Below are 16,108 nucleotides of genomic sequence, written 5' to 3' on the forward strand. Positions count from 1 at the left end.
GGTTTAGTGGGGCACCATGTTATAATAGGATTAATATATTGTCTCTATTATTTGCTCTTGTCTTGTAAATGAGGTGATAAGAATGAAAATTGCGTGGTTCTGTATACCAGCTCAAGGCCATACCAATCCAACTCTAGGTTTGGTGCGCTATGTGGTGGAGGCCGGGCACCAGGTAACTTATTTTTCCTTTGAGCGCTTCAGACAAGCCATTCAGGCGACAGGTGCTCAATTTGTGGCTTGCGATGACTATGGGGATTTTGACTTGGGGCTAGATGAGCGTGAAAGCTCAGACCGCTCGGGCAAGGACTTGGCTTTTGCCACACATTTGCTAGTCCAATCTAGCTTGGCGATTGAAGGGCCAGCTCTAGAGGCCTTGAAAGAGCTCCAACCGGATTTAGTTGTGGGGGACTCGATGGCCACCTGGGCTAAGCTTCTAGCTAAGAAATTGAATCTGCCTTATGTTTGCTCCAACACGACCTTTGCCTTCAATAAGGAGTCCTCACGTTATATGAGGCAGAGTATCTGGGCCTTATTGAAATTGCTCTGGTCCATGCCAAGTATTAATCGCGAGCTCAATCGCTTGCGGGAGCGAGGCTATGAAATTGGTAGTGTTCTAGACCTAATTCAAAATGATGAGGCTACCCCTACCATGGTCTATACTTCCCCTTACTTTCAACCATGTTGGGATAGTTTTGGCTCCAACTATCGCTTTATTGGACCATCCATTCGACCGGTTGAAAAGCCTTATCCTAAGACACGAGCCAAGACCATCTACGTGTCCTTGGGGACAGTCGTTCATAATGAGGACTTCTATCGTGCTGTAATAGATGCCTTCAGGGATTTGCCGGACTACCAAGTCATCATAGCTTTAGGCCAGAGTGAGCTTAGTGACTGGCAGGACTTACCTGACCATATCGAAATTCACGATCGAGTAGACCAAATGGCGGTATTGGCCATTGCGGATGTCTTTATCACTCACTGTGGCATGAACTCTGCCTCAGAAGGGCTCTATCATCAGGTACCCCTTATTCTCTGCCCCCAAACGCCGGAACAAGGAGCCGTAGCCAAGCGCACGGCTGAACTAGGGGCCGGCTACTGGCTCAAGTTCATGACGCCATCCGCCATTCGGCGTGCCGTTCTAACCGTCTTGCAAGAGCCTCATTACCGCGATGCGGCAGGGCGTGTGGCCAAGAGCTTTAAGGCCAGTGGCGGTTATCAAGAAGCCCTTGCCTTTATGGAGCAAGTGGCCCAAAACACTTAAGTATCAGGTGCTCTACTGAATGGTAGGGCGCCTTTTTTGATAGCTTAGTTAGGAAAAGCCGAACGTTTAAGGTCTCCGCTACTAAGACCGGCAAACAGGGCTAGTAGCGGAGTGGCGACTATGATAGAATGAAAGAAGTGAATGAATCCGGTTTAGAAAGGGGGACGCGCAGTGCGGCGTTTGGTACAAGGATTAGTAATTTTGGTAGGGGTAATGGCTGCCCTGTGGGGGATACGCCATCATTTGGAGCAGTCCCTTCAAACAACCGCCCAAGGGGTGGAACGTCAGCCCCTCTATATCTTTAACTGGGGGGATTACATTGACCCTGAACTGATTACTGCCTTTGAAGAAGAAAGCAATTATCGGGTCATCTACGAGACATTTGATTCCAATGACGCCATGGAAGCCAAGCTTAAGCAAGGCGGAACACCCTATGATTTAGTCTTCCCTAGCGAGTCCATTGTTGCGCGTCTTAAAAATCAGAACTTACTTAAACAGCTAGATTATAGCCGCTTAGAAGGGACAGAACATCTAACACCTTGGTTGCTCAATCACGCTTTTGATCCAGGTAACCAGTATAGCTTGCCTTATTTCTGGGGGACCTTTGGGATCATGGTGAATACAGAGCAAGTAGACCCAGCTACTATTGAGAATTGGTCGGATTTATGGAAACCAGAATTTAAGAATTCTATCCTAGTCCTAGATGGCCATCGCGAGACTTTGGGTATGGCATTGCAGGCACGGGGCTATTCGCTTAATAGCCAAGATCCAGGGGAGTTAGCCATTGCCGGCACCTACCTCAAGGCATTGGCTCCTAATGTTCGAGCAGTCTTGACCGATGAAATCAAACCACTCATGCGCTTAGGTGAAGCGCCGATTGGTATGGGTTATTCCGGCGATGCTGCCAGTGTCATAGCGGATAATCCTAATATTGTTTATATCGTGCCAAAAGACGGCTCGGCTGTATGGACAGATAATTTCGCTATTCCTAGCACCAGTAAAAATGAAGCAGGGGCCTATGCCTTCATTAATTTTATGCTACGACCAGAAAATGCCGCTAAAAACGCAGAATATGTAGGTTACGCCACGCCAAACGAGTCAGCCAAGGCTCTACTACCTCAAGAGACGCTGGACAATCCTGCTTTCAATCCGCCTGCTGAGATCTTGCAACAACTCGAACATTACGAGTTCCTACCGGCGGATATCATTAAGGAATTTAACGAACAATTCTTAGGCTTCAAGATGGCCTTATAGGAGGAAATCATGCACTATCTATTGAAGACACAGGCCCTCTATAACCCGACTAAGGGGACCATCGGGCCAGCCCTTGTGGAAATTCGTGACCAACGAATTGCGGCTGTCTATGAGCCGGATAATCAAGAAGCGATGGGAAGCCATGCTAATCTTGAGGCTCTAGTGCCAGAAGCACTCAAGCACTTGCCGCTCAAGGACCTAGGTCAGCAAATGTTGCTACCTGGCTTTATTGATGCGCATGTCCACTTCTATCCTTCTAGCTTGATTCAAGCGGGCATATTGGGGCAAGTAGGGGGAGCGACGCCCGAAATAGTCGCGCGCCAGGCCCAGGAGCTACCTCTGCGTCAGGGTTGGCGCTTAGGCATTGGTTGGTATGCTAGCGAGTTTCAACCGTCTCAGCAACCCCATCGTCGCATGCTTGATCGTTACTGTTCGGAGCCGACTATGCTCTTGTCCGGCGATGCCCACTCTATTTGGCTCAATACCGCAGCCTTGGAGGCTTTGGGCTTGAATCCTGACAATGTCGTCACCCTGTCAGGTCAGGCTCTAGTTGATGAGGTAGATGGCCAATTAACGGGAACTTTCCTAGAAGCTGCTGCAGTCTACTATCAGACGGAGGTCTTCCGACGCTTCCATGAAGAAGCAGTACTAGCTATGCAAGATTTTAGTCGTCACCTTCATGCTATGGGGGTAACGGCGGTAGGGGATGTCGCCATTACGGGTGAGAGTCCTGATGATATGGTCTATCCGGAACTCTATGAACGCGCCCTGGCCCAGGTTCCTCTGCGTCTCAGCTTCTTCCCAGCTATGCGGGCCAATCGTGAGCCTCTGCGTCAACTCTATCAGCGCTATCGTGGCCCTTGGCTACAAATGGGTGGGGTCAAGCAGTTTTTTGACGGCGTGACTTCTTCTCATACAGCCTATCTCAAGTCAGAGTATCCTGAGCCCTATTACCCGGGAGATGTGGGTGGACCCTTAATCCCAATCGAAACCCAGCATGACTTTATCTTAGCTGCCAGCCAAGAAGATTGGCCGATGCGGATTCATGCCATTGGTGACCGGGCCATTGAGTTAACCTTGACCTATTACAAAGAAGCCCTAGCCAAATTTCCCCTCAGTTTAGGTAAATTCCACACCATTGAGCACCTAGAAGTAATGGATTGGGCTGATTTAGACCTAGTGGCCCAAGAGCAGCTAGTGGTTTCTGTTCAACCAAGCCACCTGATGGTAGGCTATGATAGCTTGGATGAAGAAGTAGGACCTGAACGTGCTAAGCACATGTTTCCTTTTAAGGAATTCTTGAAGGAAGGTGCAACTCTGGCCTTTGGAACCGACACGCCCGTAGTGGTCAATGTAACACCATTGGAGAGTTTGCATTACGCAGTCCACCGCCAGACCTGGGATGGGCTACCGCCTCAAGGCTTGATGCCAGAACAACGCTTGACACTTGAAGAGTCCCTCTATGCCCATACACTTGGGGCAGCTAAGGCCTTAAGTCGAACTGATATTGGGGGAATGGAAGCCGGTATGTGGGCAGACCTCGTTGTCCTGTCCCATGATTTGCGAAGCGTCAAGGACTGGCGGCAAGTCAAAGTGACCGCCACCTATTTGGCCGGTCAGCAAGTTTATTAAGATTATAGAAACTGAGGCTTGATTAAGTCTCAGTTTTGCTTTTAAGAATGGCTTAGCAAAGGGCTTTTGGTGGAACCAGTTCTGCTTATTGTAGGCAAAAAGATGGATTTGTAAAGGAAATACCCTTGAATTTAGGTAGCGCATACATTATAATGTAGATAATAAGTGGTGTAACTATTAGATTAGGCATAACTTTCCCATATAGGGAGAGTTATGCCTAATTTTTGTCGAAAGGGGAGGTGCGCAGTGAAAGTCATTCAATCACTCAACCAGAATGCTGTCTTAGTCGCCAGAGATGATGGGGTGGAATTGGTAGCATTAGGGAAAGGTGTAGGGTTTGGCAAGAAAAAAGGGGACACCATTGACCCAACTGCTGTGACCAGGGTCTTTAGTTTAGCGTCTAGTTACCGTCAGGAACAGTTGCTAGGCCTAATTAAGGAACTGGAACCATGGGTGTTCGAACTAGCTCAAGACATTACCGTCATCGCCGAGGCTTGTTTGAAGAAATCCTTGATGGATACCTTCATTTTCACCATTGCTAAACATTTGCAATATGCCTTGGACCGGGAGCCTATTGAAGGGGGCGATTACGACCCTTTCCAGTACCAGCTCCATTATCTTTATCCGGATGAGTATCAGGCGGCGGCCGAGGCCATTGGCCAGGTCAATGCCAAGTATCAACTTCGACTGGCCCAGGAAGAGGTTTCCTTCCTGACCTTGCATCTGGTCAATGGCCAGATTGATCAGGCGGGATTCCATAATGTAGTAGAACTGAGCGAAATCCTTAATCGTTTGATTCAAGTGATTGAGACTCAGACGGGAGTGCCCCTTGATAAGGAGTCGACCGACTATGGGCGCTTCGTGGTTCATATCCGCTACTTCCTGATTCGGACCCTAAGTCATCAGACTGGCCAAGAGTCTGTCTCACCGGAAAAAATCGAGACCGTCTTAGAGACGACTGCAGGAGTCTTTCCCCGGGAATGGGACCTAGTGAAGGTCCTTAAGGAGACCCTGCAAGAGGAGTTCAATCTAAGCTTTGGCCAGGATGAAGATTTTTATCTCTTATTGCACCTTGTACGTATTCTAGGAAGGAGGTGACCCGAATGGGGGTTGTAGCAAGTTTAATTCAGTCGGAATTGATTGATTTGGCGTGTGAGGAGACAGACCAAGCCCTCTTCTTCGCCCATCAGGCTGCCAAGTTACAAGACTTAGGTTATGTGGCCGATAGCTTCGGTCAGGCTTTGGCGGAGCGGGAGGCAGAGTTCCCGACAGGACTGGCCTTGGAACATGTGACAGTGGCTATTCCCCATACCTATGTTGAACATGTCAAACGTCCCTTTATCGCCTTTTACCGTCTGGAAGAGCCAGTAATGCCTTTTATCCAGATGGGGACCGATGATTTGGTAGTTTATCCGCGTTATATCATGATTTTAGGCATAAAAGAAGCCAAGGCTCAGGTGGATCTCCTAGCAGAGCTCATGGCACTTTTAAGCCAGGAAGACTTGGTAGCCAAACTAGAAGCTGCCCAGTCGCCAGAAGCAATTGTAGACCTATTAAGCCATTAGAAAGGATGATTGATTATGAAAAAGATTATTGTTGCCTGTGGTTCTGGTGTTGCGACCTCTCAAACAGTAGCGTCCAAATTAGATAAGCTGCTCAAAAGCAAGGGCGTCCCTGCTCAAGTCGAAGCAGTGGACATTAAATCACTTAAACATCATGTCAAAGATGCGGATGCCTATGTTTCCATCGTTAAAACTAAGGATCAAATCGATATCCCAACCTTTAACGGCATTGCCTTCCTGACAGGTATGGGGCAAGATGCTGAGTTACAAAAGATTATTGATTTCTTGAAGGCCTAGGACCTAGCTTCCTAGCAACGACGACCGTGTGAATCAAGGAGGAATGACACATGGATATCTTACAAACAGTTGTCAATTATGTCTTAAATGATTTGGGAGCAGCCGTTTTTGTTCCCCTCTTAATGTTGATTATCGGGCTTCTTATGAAGATGAAATTCTCCGAAGCTTTCCATTCAGCGCTGACCTTAGGGGTGGCCTTCTCCGGGATGGGGCTATTGATTGGTTTTATGATGACCTCCATGGGGGATGCAGCTGCCTCTATGGCTACGAGAACAGGTTTCTCCTTGCCAGCTGTAGACGGGGGCTGGCCTGGTATGGCAGCCATCTCTTGGGCTTGGCCATATGCCTTTCTCATGTTCCCTCTGACCATTGGGGTCAACATTGTCATGCTGATGCTCAAACAAACCAAGACCGTCAACGTGGACATGTGGAATGTCTGGGGTAAAATCTTTACCGCCGTTATGGTTTCCTATATTACCGGCAATGTCATCATGGGCTTTGTCGCAGCCACTATTCAAATTATTTTCGAGCTCAAGGCGGGCGATATGTACGGACCTGAAGTGGAACGTTTGACCGGGATTCCAGGGGTAACCGTGCCGCACTTTATTGTCTTAATTTCCGTTATTCTCTATCCAATTGATGAGTTGCTGAAGAAAATTCCTTTCTTCAACAAGCCAATGGATGCGGATGCGCTTAAGGAAAAAATCGGGATTTTTGGCGAAAACTCCGTTATGGGGGCCATTATTGGTTTCGTCTTGGGCTTGGCAGCCGGTTATGGCTTATCGGGCTCTCTCAAGTTAGCCGTCCAAGCGGCGACCGCTATGACCCTCTTCCCAATGATTTCTAAGCTCTTCTCCCAAGCCCTATCGCCTGTATCTGAAGCCATCTCTGAATTTATGCGGACGAAGTTTAGCGACCGTGAAGTCTTCATCGGCTTAGACTGGCCAATCTTGGCAGGGCGTAACGAGCTATGGGTAGCCGTGATTATTACCATCCCAGTGCTCTTGATTATGTCTGTTATCTTACCTGGTAACATTGTCTTACCATTTGCGGGGATTATCAACTTGTCCTTCGTTGTAGGGGCCTTGCTCCTAACCAACGGGAACTTGGCGCGGATGATCTTCCATGGGGTGGTGTCTGCACCGCTCTTCCTCTATGGGGCAACTTTCTTCGCTACTTATATTACCCGTTTGGCTAATGAAACAGGGGCTGCGGTAGTAGAAGCTGGCAAGCTCTTGTCTTGGTCAACCTTTGAAGGTCCGGACTTCCGTTATCTCTTATCTACTGGTTTGTCTGGCAATATTGTCAGCATCCTACTCTTCGTCTTATGGGCTGGCCTCTTCTATGTGCTCTACCGTGCACGTATGGCCTACAACAAAAAAATGGAAGAGGCAGGTGAATAGAAGATGTTCCAAAACAGCACCATCGTTGCGGAATTTGCTGATATTACACATGTTATGTGGTCTATGGGTTGGGATGAGAAGAATGGGGGCAATATCTCCGCTATTCTCACTGAAGACCAATTAGCACAAGTTGAGCAAGTGGCATCCCCGCGTTTTGTTTCTTTGGAACATGTGCCGGAGAATATGGTAGGTCGTCATGTCCTGATTACAGCGTCAGGCTCAGAATTTCGCCGGGTACGGGATTCCCTGACGGAGACTTTGGGTGTGATTCGAGTAGAGCCTAATGGTTACGCCATTGTCTGGGGCTTCGAAGGGGACAATAAACCAACGTCAGAGATTTATATGCACCTACTTAGCCATAGCACCCGACTGGCGGTGGATCCTCATCATCGGATTGTCCTCCACAACCATGCGACAGAAGTCTCTGCCCTCAGCTTTATCCTAGATCAGACAGACCAAGCCTTCACTCAGACCCTCTGGCGTATGATTACCGAGTGTTTGATTGTCTTCCCGGATGGTATCGGGGTCGTGCCTTGGATGGTCTGCGGGACCGAAGCCATTGGTCAGGCGACAGCAGCCAAACTCAAGGACAGTCGCATCGTCGTTTGGGCTTATCATGGCATCTTAGCCACTGGCTCAAGCATTGCGGACTGCTTTGGCCTCATCGAGACCGTCAACAAGGCAGCCAAGGTCTACCTCAGCATCGCTCACTTGCCACATCAAGATGGCATTAGCGATAGCCAGTTACATGACCTAGCTGACTTCTTCAAAGTAACCCCACGTTGGGAACTACTAGAAAAATAGCCCACTAGTAGGTGGCGGGCACCAGCCCCCGGCAGCCTTATAGCTGTCGGGGGCTTTTTACATAGAGAAAAGAGCCGAGCATATTGAAGCCTACTAGGGGAAGAGAGGAGACTATGGACATTTTGGCTAATAAATTTCAAAGGCTGTCTATAGCTAAGGCCATTTTCTAGTCCCCATAATAGCAGAGTGGCTCGTCCTAAAGACAGTGATTGACGTAAAAAATGCAGTATCTTAACTATAATAAAGATAAGAGGTGACAAGTATGACATTCAGTTTGAAGGAAGAGTCGGTTTTGAAGGCTTTGAATTTCGATGACTACGTGTCCGCATCTGATTTATCCAAGCATATGTCTGTATCATCTAAGACCGTTTATCGAATGGTTAAAAAGATTAATGAGGTGGCGATTAGCCAATATCAAGAACCAATTATTCTAGCAGAGACAGGCAAGGGATACAAACTCAGCAGTTATTACCTCGATAAAGATTGGACGCAACTTTTCGAGGGCGACAGTGATGAGACCAATCGATTATTGCGCCTACTCTTTAAGTATCCTTACCGTCTAGATTTGACTAGTATCATGTCAACTGATTACATGAGTAAAAGTACAGTTGAACGCCACTGCCGAAAAATGGAGGATACGCTAGCGGCCTTTCAGCTTAAACTGGTTGTAGAAGGACAAAAAGTAAGAGTTGAAGGCAGTGAACAACAGGTTAGAATAGCCATCAATACCCTGTTTATACAGCAAAATAAAAGCGCCTACATGAATAATGCAGAGCACGAAGTAAGTTCTTTTGACCACCATTTTATTATGAGTCAACTGACTTATATTGAGACCGAATTAGGGCAAGCCATTTCCTATCCCTATGACGTCAATTTATATTCACATCTCTATATGGTGATGAAGCGCTATAGAGAAGGGAATGTTAGTTTTCTAAAAAGTCAGTCTCCCTTAACAACAGAAGAGGAAGGCTTAATGCAAGATAACCAAGCTTTAGTGAATTTATCCCACCAAATTATTGGCCGTATGGAGCAGTTTCTTCATCAAGAGTTACATGAATTAGAAGTTTATTTTCTCTTCCAAAACATTTATGCCATTAACTTAAAGGACCGTTCAACTAGCCAGTTTGACCAAAGCCTAGCAGCGCTCATGACAGAGTATTATATTTTGAATTTCTTTTCTCTTGAGAAGTTTAATAGAGAAAATAAATTCTACTCTAGTCTTTATAACGACCTCTATTATCATATACTGCCCATGATTCATCGACTCAAAACGGGAATTCAAGTAGGTAATAGTATGTTGGAAGAAGTCAAGACGGAGTTCCAGGCAACTTTTGAACGTATCAAGCAAATCACAGAACGATTGATTCATGATATACCAGGTAATCCCCTTATTAATGAATCAGAAATGGGTTATCTAACTCTATATTTTGAGAAATTTAAATTGAAGCACCCCGACATAAACCGTGTACTACTTATTTGTTCTACAGGGATTGGAACCTCAGAACTACTCAAGATTCGCCTTAAGCATCTTTTTCCCACTTTGGAAGTAGTGGCTACTATGGGGACACGACAATTAGAACGTCAAGCCGAAATACTAGACCAAGTGGATGTGGTGATTTCTACGGTACGAACAGTGCCGTCATTTGTAACCCAGCCTGTCATAATCATTAGTCCGGTCTTGATAGAAAAAGATATCCAATTAATTCGTAGTATCTTGGAAGGAGGAATATAGATGACGACACTTAGCCTAGATCAACTAATTGATAAAGATATTATGGTCGTCAATTCTACGGCTAGAAACAAACAGGAGGTGTTAGAAGAACTTGGAAGGCTTTTGGAAGCTAAAGGCTATCTAAAAGATGTTGATACCTTCATTGAAGATGTTTACCTTAGAGAAAGTGAGGGTATTACAGGTATTGGAGGGGGAGTTGCAATTCCTCATGGCAAGTCGAAAGGAGTGAAACAAACAACAGTTGCCATTGCTAAATTAGCGCATCCTATTGAGTGGGAAACACTTGATGAGGGAAAGGTGTCAGTGGTTTTTCTTTTTGCAGTGAGGGATGTAGATGCCAATACGACACATATTCTTTTGTTGCAACAAGTAGCAATTCTACTTGCAGATGATAGCTTTATTCACGCAGTTCAAGAAGCCAAGTCAGTAGATCAACTCTATCAGTTAATTGTAAGCCATCAAGCTAATATCCAATAAGTGAAGGAGGAAAATATATGTTAATTAGTGGTAAAGAAATTCTAAGTGTAGCAAATCAACATGGTTTTGCTGTTCCGGCCTTTAATGCGGGCTCCGGTCAATTATTAGAAGCTGTCATGCAAGCCTGCGAAGAATTGCAGTCACCTGTTATGATTGCCATCCACCCAGATGAACTCTCATTCCTAACAGACTCATTTGTCGATCAAGTCAAGTATTATGCTAACCATACAAAACTACCGGTCTGCATTCATTTAGATCATGGGGCGTCCTATGAACAAGTAATTCACGCCATTCAACTAGGCTTTACCTCCGTTATGATTGATGCTTCTCATCTCCCTTATGAGGAGAATGTGGCAATCACGCAAAAAGTGGTGGCGGCTGCTCATCCTGTAGGGGTATCTGTAGAAGCAGAACTTGGGACTATTGGCGATACAGGGAATAGCATTGAAGGAGGGGTGACAGAAGTTATTTATACAGATCCTGATGTAGCGCAAGATTTTGTAGAACGGACGGGCACTGACAGTCTGGCCGTTGCCATTGGCACGGCACACGGTATTTATCCGAAGAATATTAAGCCTCATTTACGGCACGATATCCTAGAAGAAATCACCAAGAAGGTATCTATTCCACTTGTTTTGCATGGGGGATCAAGTAATCCAGATGAAGAAATTGCTAAGGCGGTGAAGATGGGGATTAATAAGATTAATATTTCGAGTGATATTAAGATTGTATTTGCCAATAGATTGCGGGAGCAACTCAATAGTGGTGACAGCGAAATGCGTGAGCCAAATGTACTATTTCCACCATGTATGCTAGAAACTAAGAAAGTGGCAGAAGATAAGATTCGTCTCTTTAATTCTGCGAATAAAGCACAGCTCTACTATCAATAAGGTCAGGAGGGTTTCTTATGAAAATTGTTGGGATTGCAGCCTGTACAGCCGGTATTGCTCATACCTATATTGCAAGGGAAAAAATCATGAAAGCCGCGCAAGCATTAGGGCATGAGATAGCCATTGAAACACAGGGATTGGCAGGTACTCAGAATAATTTATCGGCCCAAGAAATTTCAGAAGCGGATATCGTTTTAATTGCAGCTGATATTAAGGTTGGTGGCCGTGAACGTTTTAGCGGTAAGAAGGTAGTAGAAGTTCCAACAGGTGTGGCGGTTAAGTCACCCACAAAACTAGTTGAGAAATTACAAGAACTCGTTCAATAATAACCTCAAATCTAAAAGGAGTGAGTCTTATGAGCAAGAAGATTGAAATTAAAAAGCACTTGATGACTGCTATTTCCTTCTTTCTTCCCATTGTGGTAGCCTCAGGTTTCTTATTGGCTATTGGGAATATGATGGGAGGTACGTCCATTACGGACTTCAAGGCAGGCTTTAGTTTTGCAGATACGATGACGACCATGGGGGGCTATGGTTTAGGCCTCTTGCCAATGATTGTTTCTACAGCTATTGCCTACTCTATTGCGGATAAACCGGGTATTGCTCCTGGCTTAATCGTTGGGATGGTGGCCTCAGGGATTGGGGCTGGCTTCCTTGGTGGCTTGGTAGGGGGCTACCTTGCGGGTTATACCGTGGTTACGATTGTAAAAAGTCTTAAGGTGCCGGAATGGATGCAAGGCTTAATGCCAACCTTAGTGATTCCATTTACTAGTTCATTCATTGCCGGGCTAATTATGTATTATATTATTGGTACACCAATTAACTGGGTAGCTTCTCAAATTACTGGTTACCTAGGTGGACTGGATCGGTCTCAATTACTCTTTTATGGTGCGATTATTGGGATTCTTAGTTCAATCGACTATGGTGGTGCCATTAACAAAGTTGTTTTCGCCTTTGTCTTCACGCTATTCTCAGAACAAATCTATGAACCTATCACCGTCTTGATTTTAGCTTCTATGGTGACACCATTTGGCTTGACCATGGCTTACTTCATCGGCAAGGTATTTGGTAAGAATATCTTCAATAAACAAGAAGTTGAAACCCTAAAAACAGCCTTTCCTATGGGGGTATGCCAAATTACAGAGGGTTGCTTCCCAATTGTCTTGAATGACCTCTTTAAGAATGTCATTGCGACAGGTGTCGGCGGAGCTGTTGGTGGTGCGCTCAGCATGCTCTGGGGAGCAGATAGCCATATCCCTGCCTCTGGTATGTTTGCCGTCTTTACGATGACTCGTCCATGGGCCTTTATTGGAGCCTTGCTATTAGGTTCCTTGGCAACCGCCATTACAATTTTAATTTTACGTCCACAAGTGGATCCAGAAGCAGAAGTTGTAATCCAAGAGGTGGAAGAAGACGAGCTATCATGGGATGATTTGAAAATTAGTTAGATTGCGAAAGGAGGGGTACTGTATGATATCACCTGAAGTGAAGTTAGCCGTTCAACAACTATATCGTGAGTCGGGAATGGTTTTTCGTCCAGATGAGCTTGAAGCAATTGAGTATGCGGATTTTGGGCTTAATGATTTTGAACTAGAAGGATTAAGTCTTATCATTTATGATAATAACGAACGCTACTGCGCTAAAGAGCTTGTATTACTACCTGAGCAAATTTGCCCTGAACACCGTCATCCTGAGAGAAATGGTCAGCCAGGAAAGCAGGAAACTTTTCGATGCCGCAAGGGCTCAGTAGACCTATTCGTTGAAGGACATGAGTCAGGTGGAAGAGATCAGGTGCCTAAAGGTAAAGAGTCAGTATATACGGTCTTCCACCATATTCATTTGGAACCAGGACAGCAGTTTGTGATTAGTCCCAATACAAAACACTGGTTTAAGGCAGGACCTGAAGGCGCGATTGTCTCTGAATTTTCCTCTTCTAGCGATGATGCCAGCGATATTTTCACGGATCCTAATATTCGACGTGTGGAACCATAAAAAGGAGGTGAAGCTTCATGGCATATGTGCTAGGGATTGATTTAGGGACAACGAGCCTTAAAGGTTTAGTCGTGGACAAACAAGGACAGCTTGTCGCCCAAGCGCAGGTCAGCTATGAAACGCAGCACCCACAGCTAGGTTATTCTGAGCAGGATCCGGCTGTCTGGACAGGCGCTATGGATGAGGTGATGGAGCAGTTAATCAGGTCTTTGCCTGAGCTTACGAGTGGCTTAGAAGCCATCTCCTTCTCCGGACAGATGCATTCACTTGTTATCTTAGACCAGAAAGGCCAAGTCCTGCATCCCGCCATCTTATGGAATGATGGTAGGACTCAAGAGGAGTGTCAAATTCTGGAACATACTTTAGGGAAAAGACTAATCGATATTAGTAAAAATGTTGCTTTACCTGGATTTACACTACCTAAATTAATTTGGGTAAAAAGAAATTTACCTGAAATTTGGACTCAGATACGATATTTTCTCCTGCCAAAAGACTATTTGCGCTATTGGTTAGGTGCCCCTATGCAAATGGATTATTCTGATGCCTCGGGTACCTTGTTGCTTGATATGAAGCAAGGCAAATGGTCGGAAGAATTGTGTCAGAGTTTGGGTATTCCATTGGAATGGTGTCCACCTTTGGTCGAATCAAAGGCTGTTGTTGGTTGGCTCCGGCCAGAACTTGCCCAACAGTGGGGGCTGAAGGAGCCTGTTAAGTTAGTAGCTGGTGGGGCGGATAATGCCTGTGGAGCTTTAGGAGCAGGATTAATTCCAGAACAAGGCCTTGTGAGTATCGGGACTTCAGGTGTCTATCTGCAACTAGGGGACTTACCTGACGAAACTACTGGACGTACGCATGTTTTCCAACATGTTGTGCCTGGCCAGTACTATCAAATGGGGGTTACGCTAGCAGCAGGAGATAGTCTCAATTGGTATAAGACACAGTTTTTGCCTGACTTAAGTTATGAGCAGTTATTTGAAGCAATAGCAGAACATGACGCTAAGGAGGCTGTTCCACTATGGTTTACGCCTTACTTACAAGGTGAACGCTGTCCTTATCCTGACAGCAAGGTGCGAGCAAGCTTTATGCATCTCGATATTAGTCACGGACCGCTTGATTTAGCACGTAGCATCGTAGAAGGGATCACCTTCTCCTTGCGAGACCTGATTCAACTAGTAGAAAAGGAAACTAAGGTCACCCCGACTTTGCTTCGTTCTATTGGGGGTGGAAGCCAATCTGACTATTGGTGCCAACTCCAGGCCAATATCTTCGCTAAGCCTATCATCACGATTCAGCCTGAGCAAGGTCCTGGCTTGGGCGCTGCTATGCTAGCTGCGATGGCCATGGGCTGGTTCGAGAATTTTTCATCCTGCCAGGAACAGTTCCTAAAACTGAATCAGCAGTTTCATCCTGAAGAGAATAAAATTCAACATTATCAAGAATTATACGAGGTATATGGGCAGATTTATCCTCGTACAAGCAACCTGAGAGATTAGTTTTGAATAGTCGAACCATAGCAAATGAATAGAGCCAAGACCTTAGGGAAGATAAGGCCTTGGCTCTATGCTTTTTTCGAAATCGTTAGGTTCTGTAACCAAACTGTAAGCCACAAAAAAATGCGAGGGGCAGCTCTTTGGGCTATATATAGAGGGAGGGGTCTTTATGTATGCGGCTTTGAATGGGGCAGGTAAGTTGGTCTATGCTAGTCAGGTGGCGGGATTAGTGGGGGAGGGGCCCTGGTTTTGTCCACGCTGTCATCGGCCACTTAAATTGCGGTCGGGCAGACGGGTTAGACCCCATTTTGTTCATGTGGATGGGGTTTGTGGACAAAGTAAATTTAGTAAACGACAGGTCATGGAGTCGGAGCGGCATCAAGCGGCTAAGCGCCTCTTAGGTCAGACCTTCCAAGCCCAAGGTGAGAGTGTGAATTTGGAGTATTATTTAGCTTCTTCGGGGCAATTTGCGGACCTCTACCTGCCTCAGCGTCAGTGGGTGGCGGAGTATCAACAATCGATAATTTCCGCTCAGCTTCTGACTGGTCGGCAGGCGGATTATCAAGCCTTGGGTCAGGCAGTGGTCTGGCTATTATCAGCTGACGTCCTAAGGGGCAAGTTCAAGACTCGTTGGAAACAAACTTGCCTGCATTATGCCCCTGCTTGGGGTTATTATTGGCTAGCCCTGGATGTGGAGGGCGCCTGCCTAGTTCAGGATTTTCATCTACCTTTAGTCTATTCTCGCCTGTCCTATACTTATCAAAGTCGTACCCTCTTACTGAGGACTTTGTCTCAGCAGGCCTGGCAGGCGGATTGTCTGGCTTATGGTGCTTGGTTGGGACCAAGGGCTTGTCACTGCCAAGAAGGCCAACTTACCAGCCATGTTCGCAGCCATTTGGTGGTTGGTCACCAATCTTATTGGCGTCAACTTTATCAGGAGGGGATTCAGGTGGGCTCGCTGCCGGCTTGGTGCCTACAGGGGCGCTATCAGGTTCTAGTCAGCCCAGAGCCTGGTTGGGTCTGGTTGGCCTATGAGGCTGCTTTTTTGAAGGAGGCTAAGGAAGTTAATCAAGGATTTACAGATCAGGACTGGTTTCTTTTCCATGAAAGGCTAGTGCGGTCTGGCAAAGTTCATCTTGTTCCGACGCCTTTGTTAGGCGAGAAGGGGCGAGCTAGACTGCTGCCTGAAATTTGCCAATCATTCCTTCGGCTGTGGCAGTGGCAAGGCCACCTAGCCTTTGATCGAGATTGGGAGCTTTATCGTGTCGTCAGCTAAGAATTGGGAGGTCAAACATGATCGAAGTGACTAAAAGGA

16 protein-coding genes are annotated in these 16,108 nt (G+C 46.1%); all 16 read left to right on the top strand.

Translation table 11 applies throughout. The features are described from left to right. Window positions 1-82 precede the first annotated feature (82 nt). Window positions 83-1,261 (top strand): macrolide family glycosyltransferase, encoded by a 1,179-nt coding sequence (locus ACO53F_RS04925; RefSeq protein ID WP_485137532.1) that lies wholly within the window; start codon window positions 83-85, stop codon window positions 1,259-1,261. Between the two features lie 171 nt (window positions 1,262-1,432). Beyond that, window positions 1,433-2,515, top strand: a complete 1,083-nt coding sequence (locus tag ACO53F_RS04930) for an ABC transporter substrate-binding protein (protein ID WP_485137533.1) — start codon at window positions 1,433-1,435, stop codon at window positions 2,513-2,515. A gap of 9 nt (window positions 2,516-2,524) precedes the next feature. Then, a complete protein-coding gene (locus ACO53F_RS04935) occupies window positions 2,525-4,147 on the top strand; it encodes an amidohydrolase (RefSeq protein ID WP_485137534.1) in 1,623 nt (540 codons plus the stop codon). A 246-nt stretch (window positions 4,148-4,393) separates the two neighbouring features. Beyond that, on the top strand, window positions 4,394-5,245 hold the full coding sequence (locus ACO53F_RS04940; protein WP_485137535.1) for a PRD domain-containing protein: 852 nt from the start codon (window positions 4,394-4,396) through the stop codon (window positions 5,243-5,245). Window positions 5,246-5,250: 5 nt separating this feature from the next. Then, the gene (locus ACO53F_RS04945) at window positions 5,251-5,712 is read left to right on the top strand and encodes a PTS sugar transporter subunit IIA (protein ID WP_485137536.1); all 462 of its coding nucleotides are present in this window, start codon (window positions 5,251-5,253) and stop codon (window positions 5,710-5,712) included. Window positions 5,713-5,727: 15 nt separating this feature from the next. Next, window positions 5,728-6,006, top strand: coding sequence for a PTS sugar transporter subunit IIB (locus ACO53F_RS04950; RefSeq protein WP_485137537.1), 279 nt, complete (start codon window positions 5,728-5,730; stop codon window positions 6,004-6,006). 50 nt (window positions 6,007-6,056) lie between these two features. Further along, complete coding sequence (locus tag ACO53F_RS04955; RefSeq protein WP_485137538.1) at window positions 6,057-7,409, top strand: PTS galactitol transporter subunit IIC; 1,353 nt, start codon at window positions 6,057-6,059, stop codon at window positions 7,407-7,409. A 3-nt stretch (window positions 7,410-7,412) separates the two neighbouring features. Continuing rightward, on the top strand, window positions 7,413-8,213 hold the full coding sequence (gene rhaD / locus ACO53F_RS04960) for a rhamnulose-1-phosphate aldolase (RefSeq protein WP_485137539.1): 801 nt from the start codon (window positions 7,413-7,415) through the stop codon (window positions 8,211-8,213). A gap of 262 nt (window positions 8,214-8,475) precedes the next feature. Then, on the top strand, window positions 8,476-9,945 hold the full coding sequence (locus ACO53F_RS04965) for a BglG family transcription antiterminator (RefSeq protein ID WP_485137540.1): 1,470 nt from the start codon (window positions 8,476-8,478) through the stop codon (window positions 9,943-9,945). Next, window positions 9,946-10,422, top strand: a complete 477-nt coding sequence (locus ACO53F_RS04970; RefSeq protein WP_485137541.1) for a PTS sugar transporter subunit IIA — start codon at window positions 9,946-9,948, stop codon at window positions 10,420-10,422. 17 nt (window positions 10,423-10,439) lie between these two features. Next, window positions 10,440-11,312, top strand: a complete 873-nt coding sequence (locus ACO53F_RS04975; protein WP_070756284.1) for a ketose-bisphosphate aldolase — start codon at window positions 10,440-10,442, stop codon at window positions 11,310-11,312. 17 nt (window positions 11,313-11,329) lie between these two features. Further along, window positions 11,330-11,638 carry a PTS fructose transporter subunit IIB gene (locus ACO53F_RS04980; RefSeq protein ID WP_070756285.1) on the top strand — a complete coding sequence of 103 codons (309 nt, stop codon included), beginning with the start codon at window positions 11,330-11,332 and terminating at the stop codon, window positions 11,636-11,638. Between the two features lie 29 nt (window positions 11,639-11,667). After that, on the top strand, window positions 11,668-12,759 hold the full coding sequence (locus ACO53F_RS04985) for a PTS fructose transporter subunit IIC (protein WP_291454398.1): 1,092 nt from the start codon (window positions 11,668-11,670) through the stop codon (window positions 12,757-12,759). A gap of 22 nt (window positions 12,760-12,781) precedes the next feature. Beyond that, window positions 12,782-13,303, top strand: coding sequence for a D-lyxose/D-mannose family sugar isomerase (locus ACO53F_RS04990; RefSeq protein ID WP_485137542.1), 522 nt, complete (start codon window positions 12,782-12,784; stop codon window positions 13,301-13,303). Between the two features lie 17 nt (window positions 13,304-13,320). Then, window positions 13,321-14,796, top strand: coding sequence for a xylulokinase (gene xylB / locus ACO53F_RS04995; protein WP_485137543.1), 1,476 nt, complete (start codon window positions 13,321-13,323; stop codon window positions 14,794-14,796). A gap of 166 nt (window positions 14,797-14,962) precedes the next feature. Continuing rightward, on the top strand, window positions 14,963-16,069 hold the full coding sequence (locus ACO53F_RS05000) for a competence protein CoiA (protein WP_485137544.1): 1,107 nt from the start codon (window positions 14,963-14,965) through the stop codon (window positions 16,067-16,069). The last annotated feature ends 39 nt before the right edge of the window (window positions 16,070-16,108 follow it).

Source organism: Abiotrophia sp. (genome assembly GCF_057275535.1).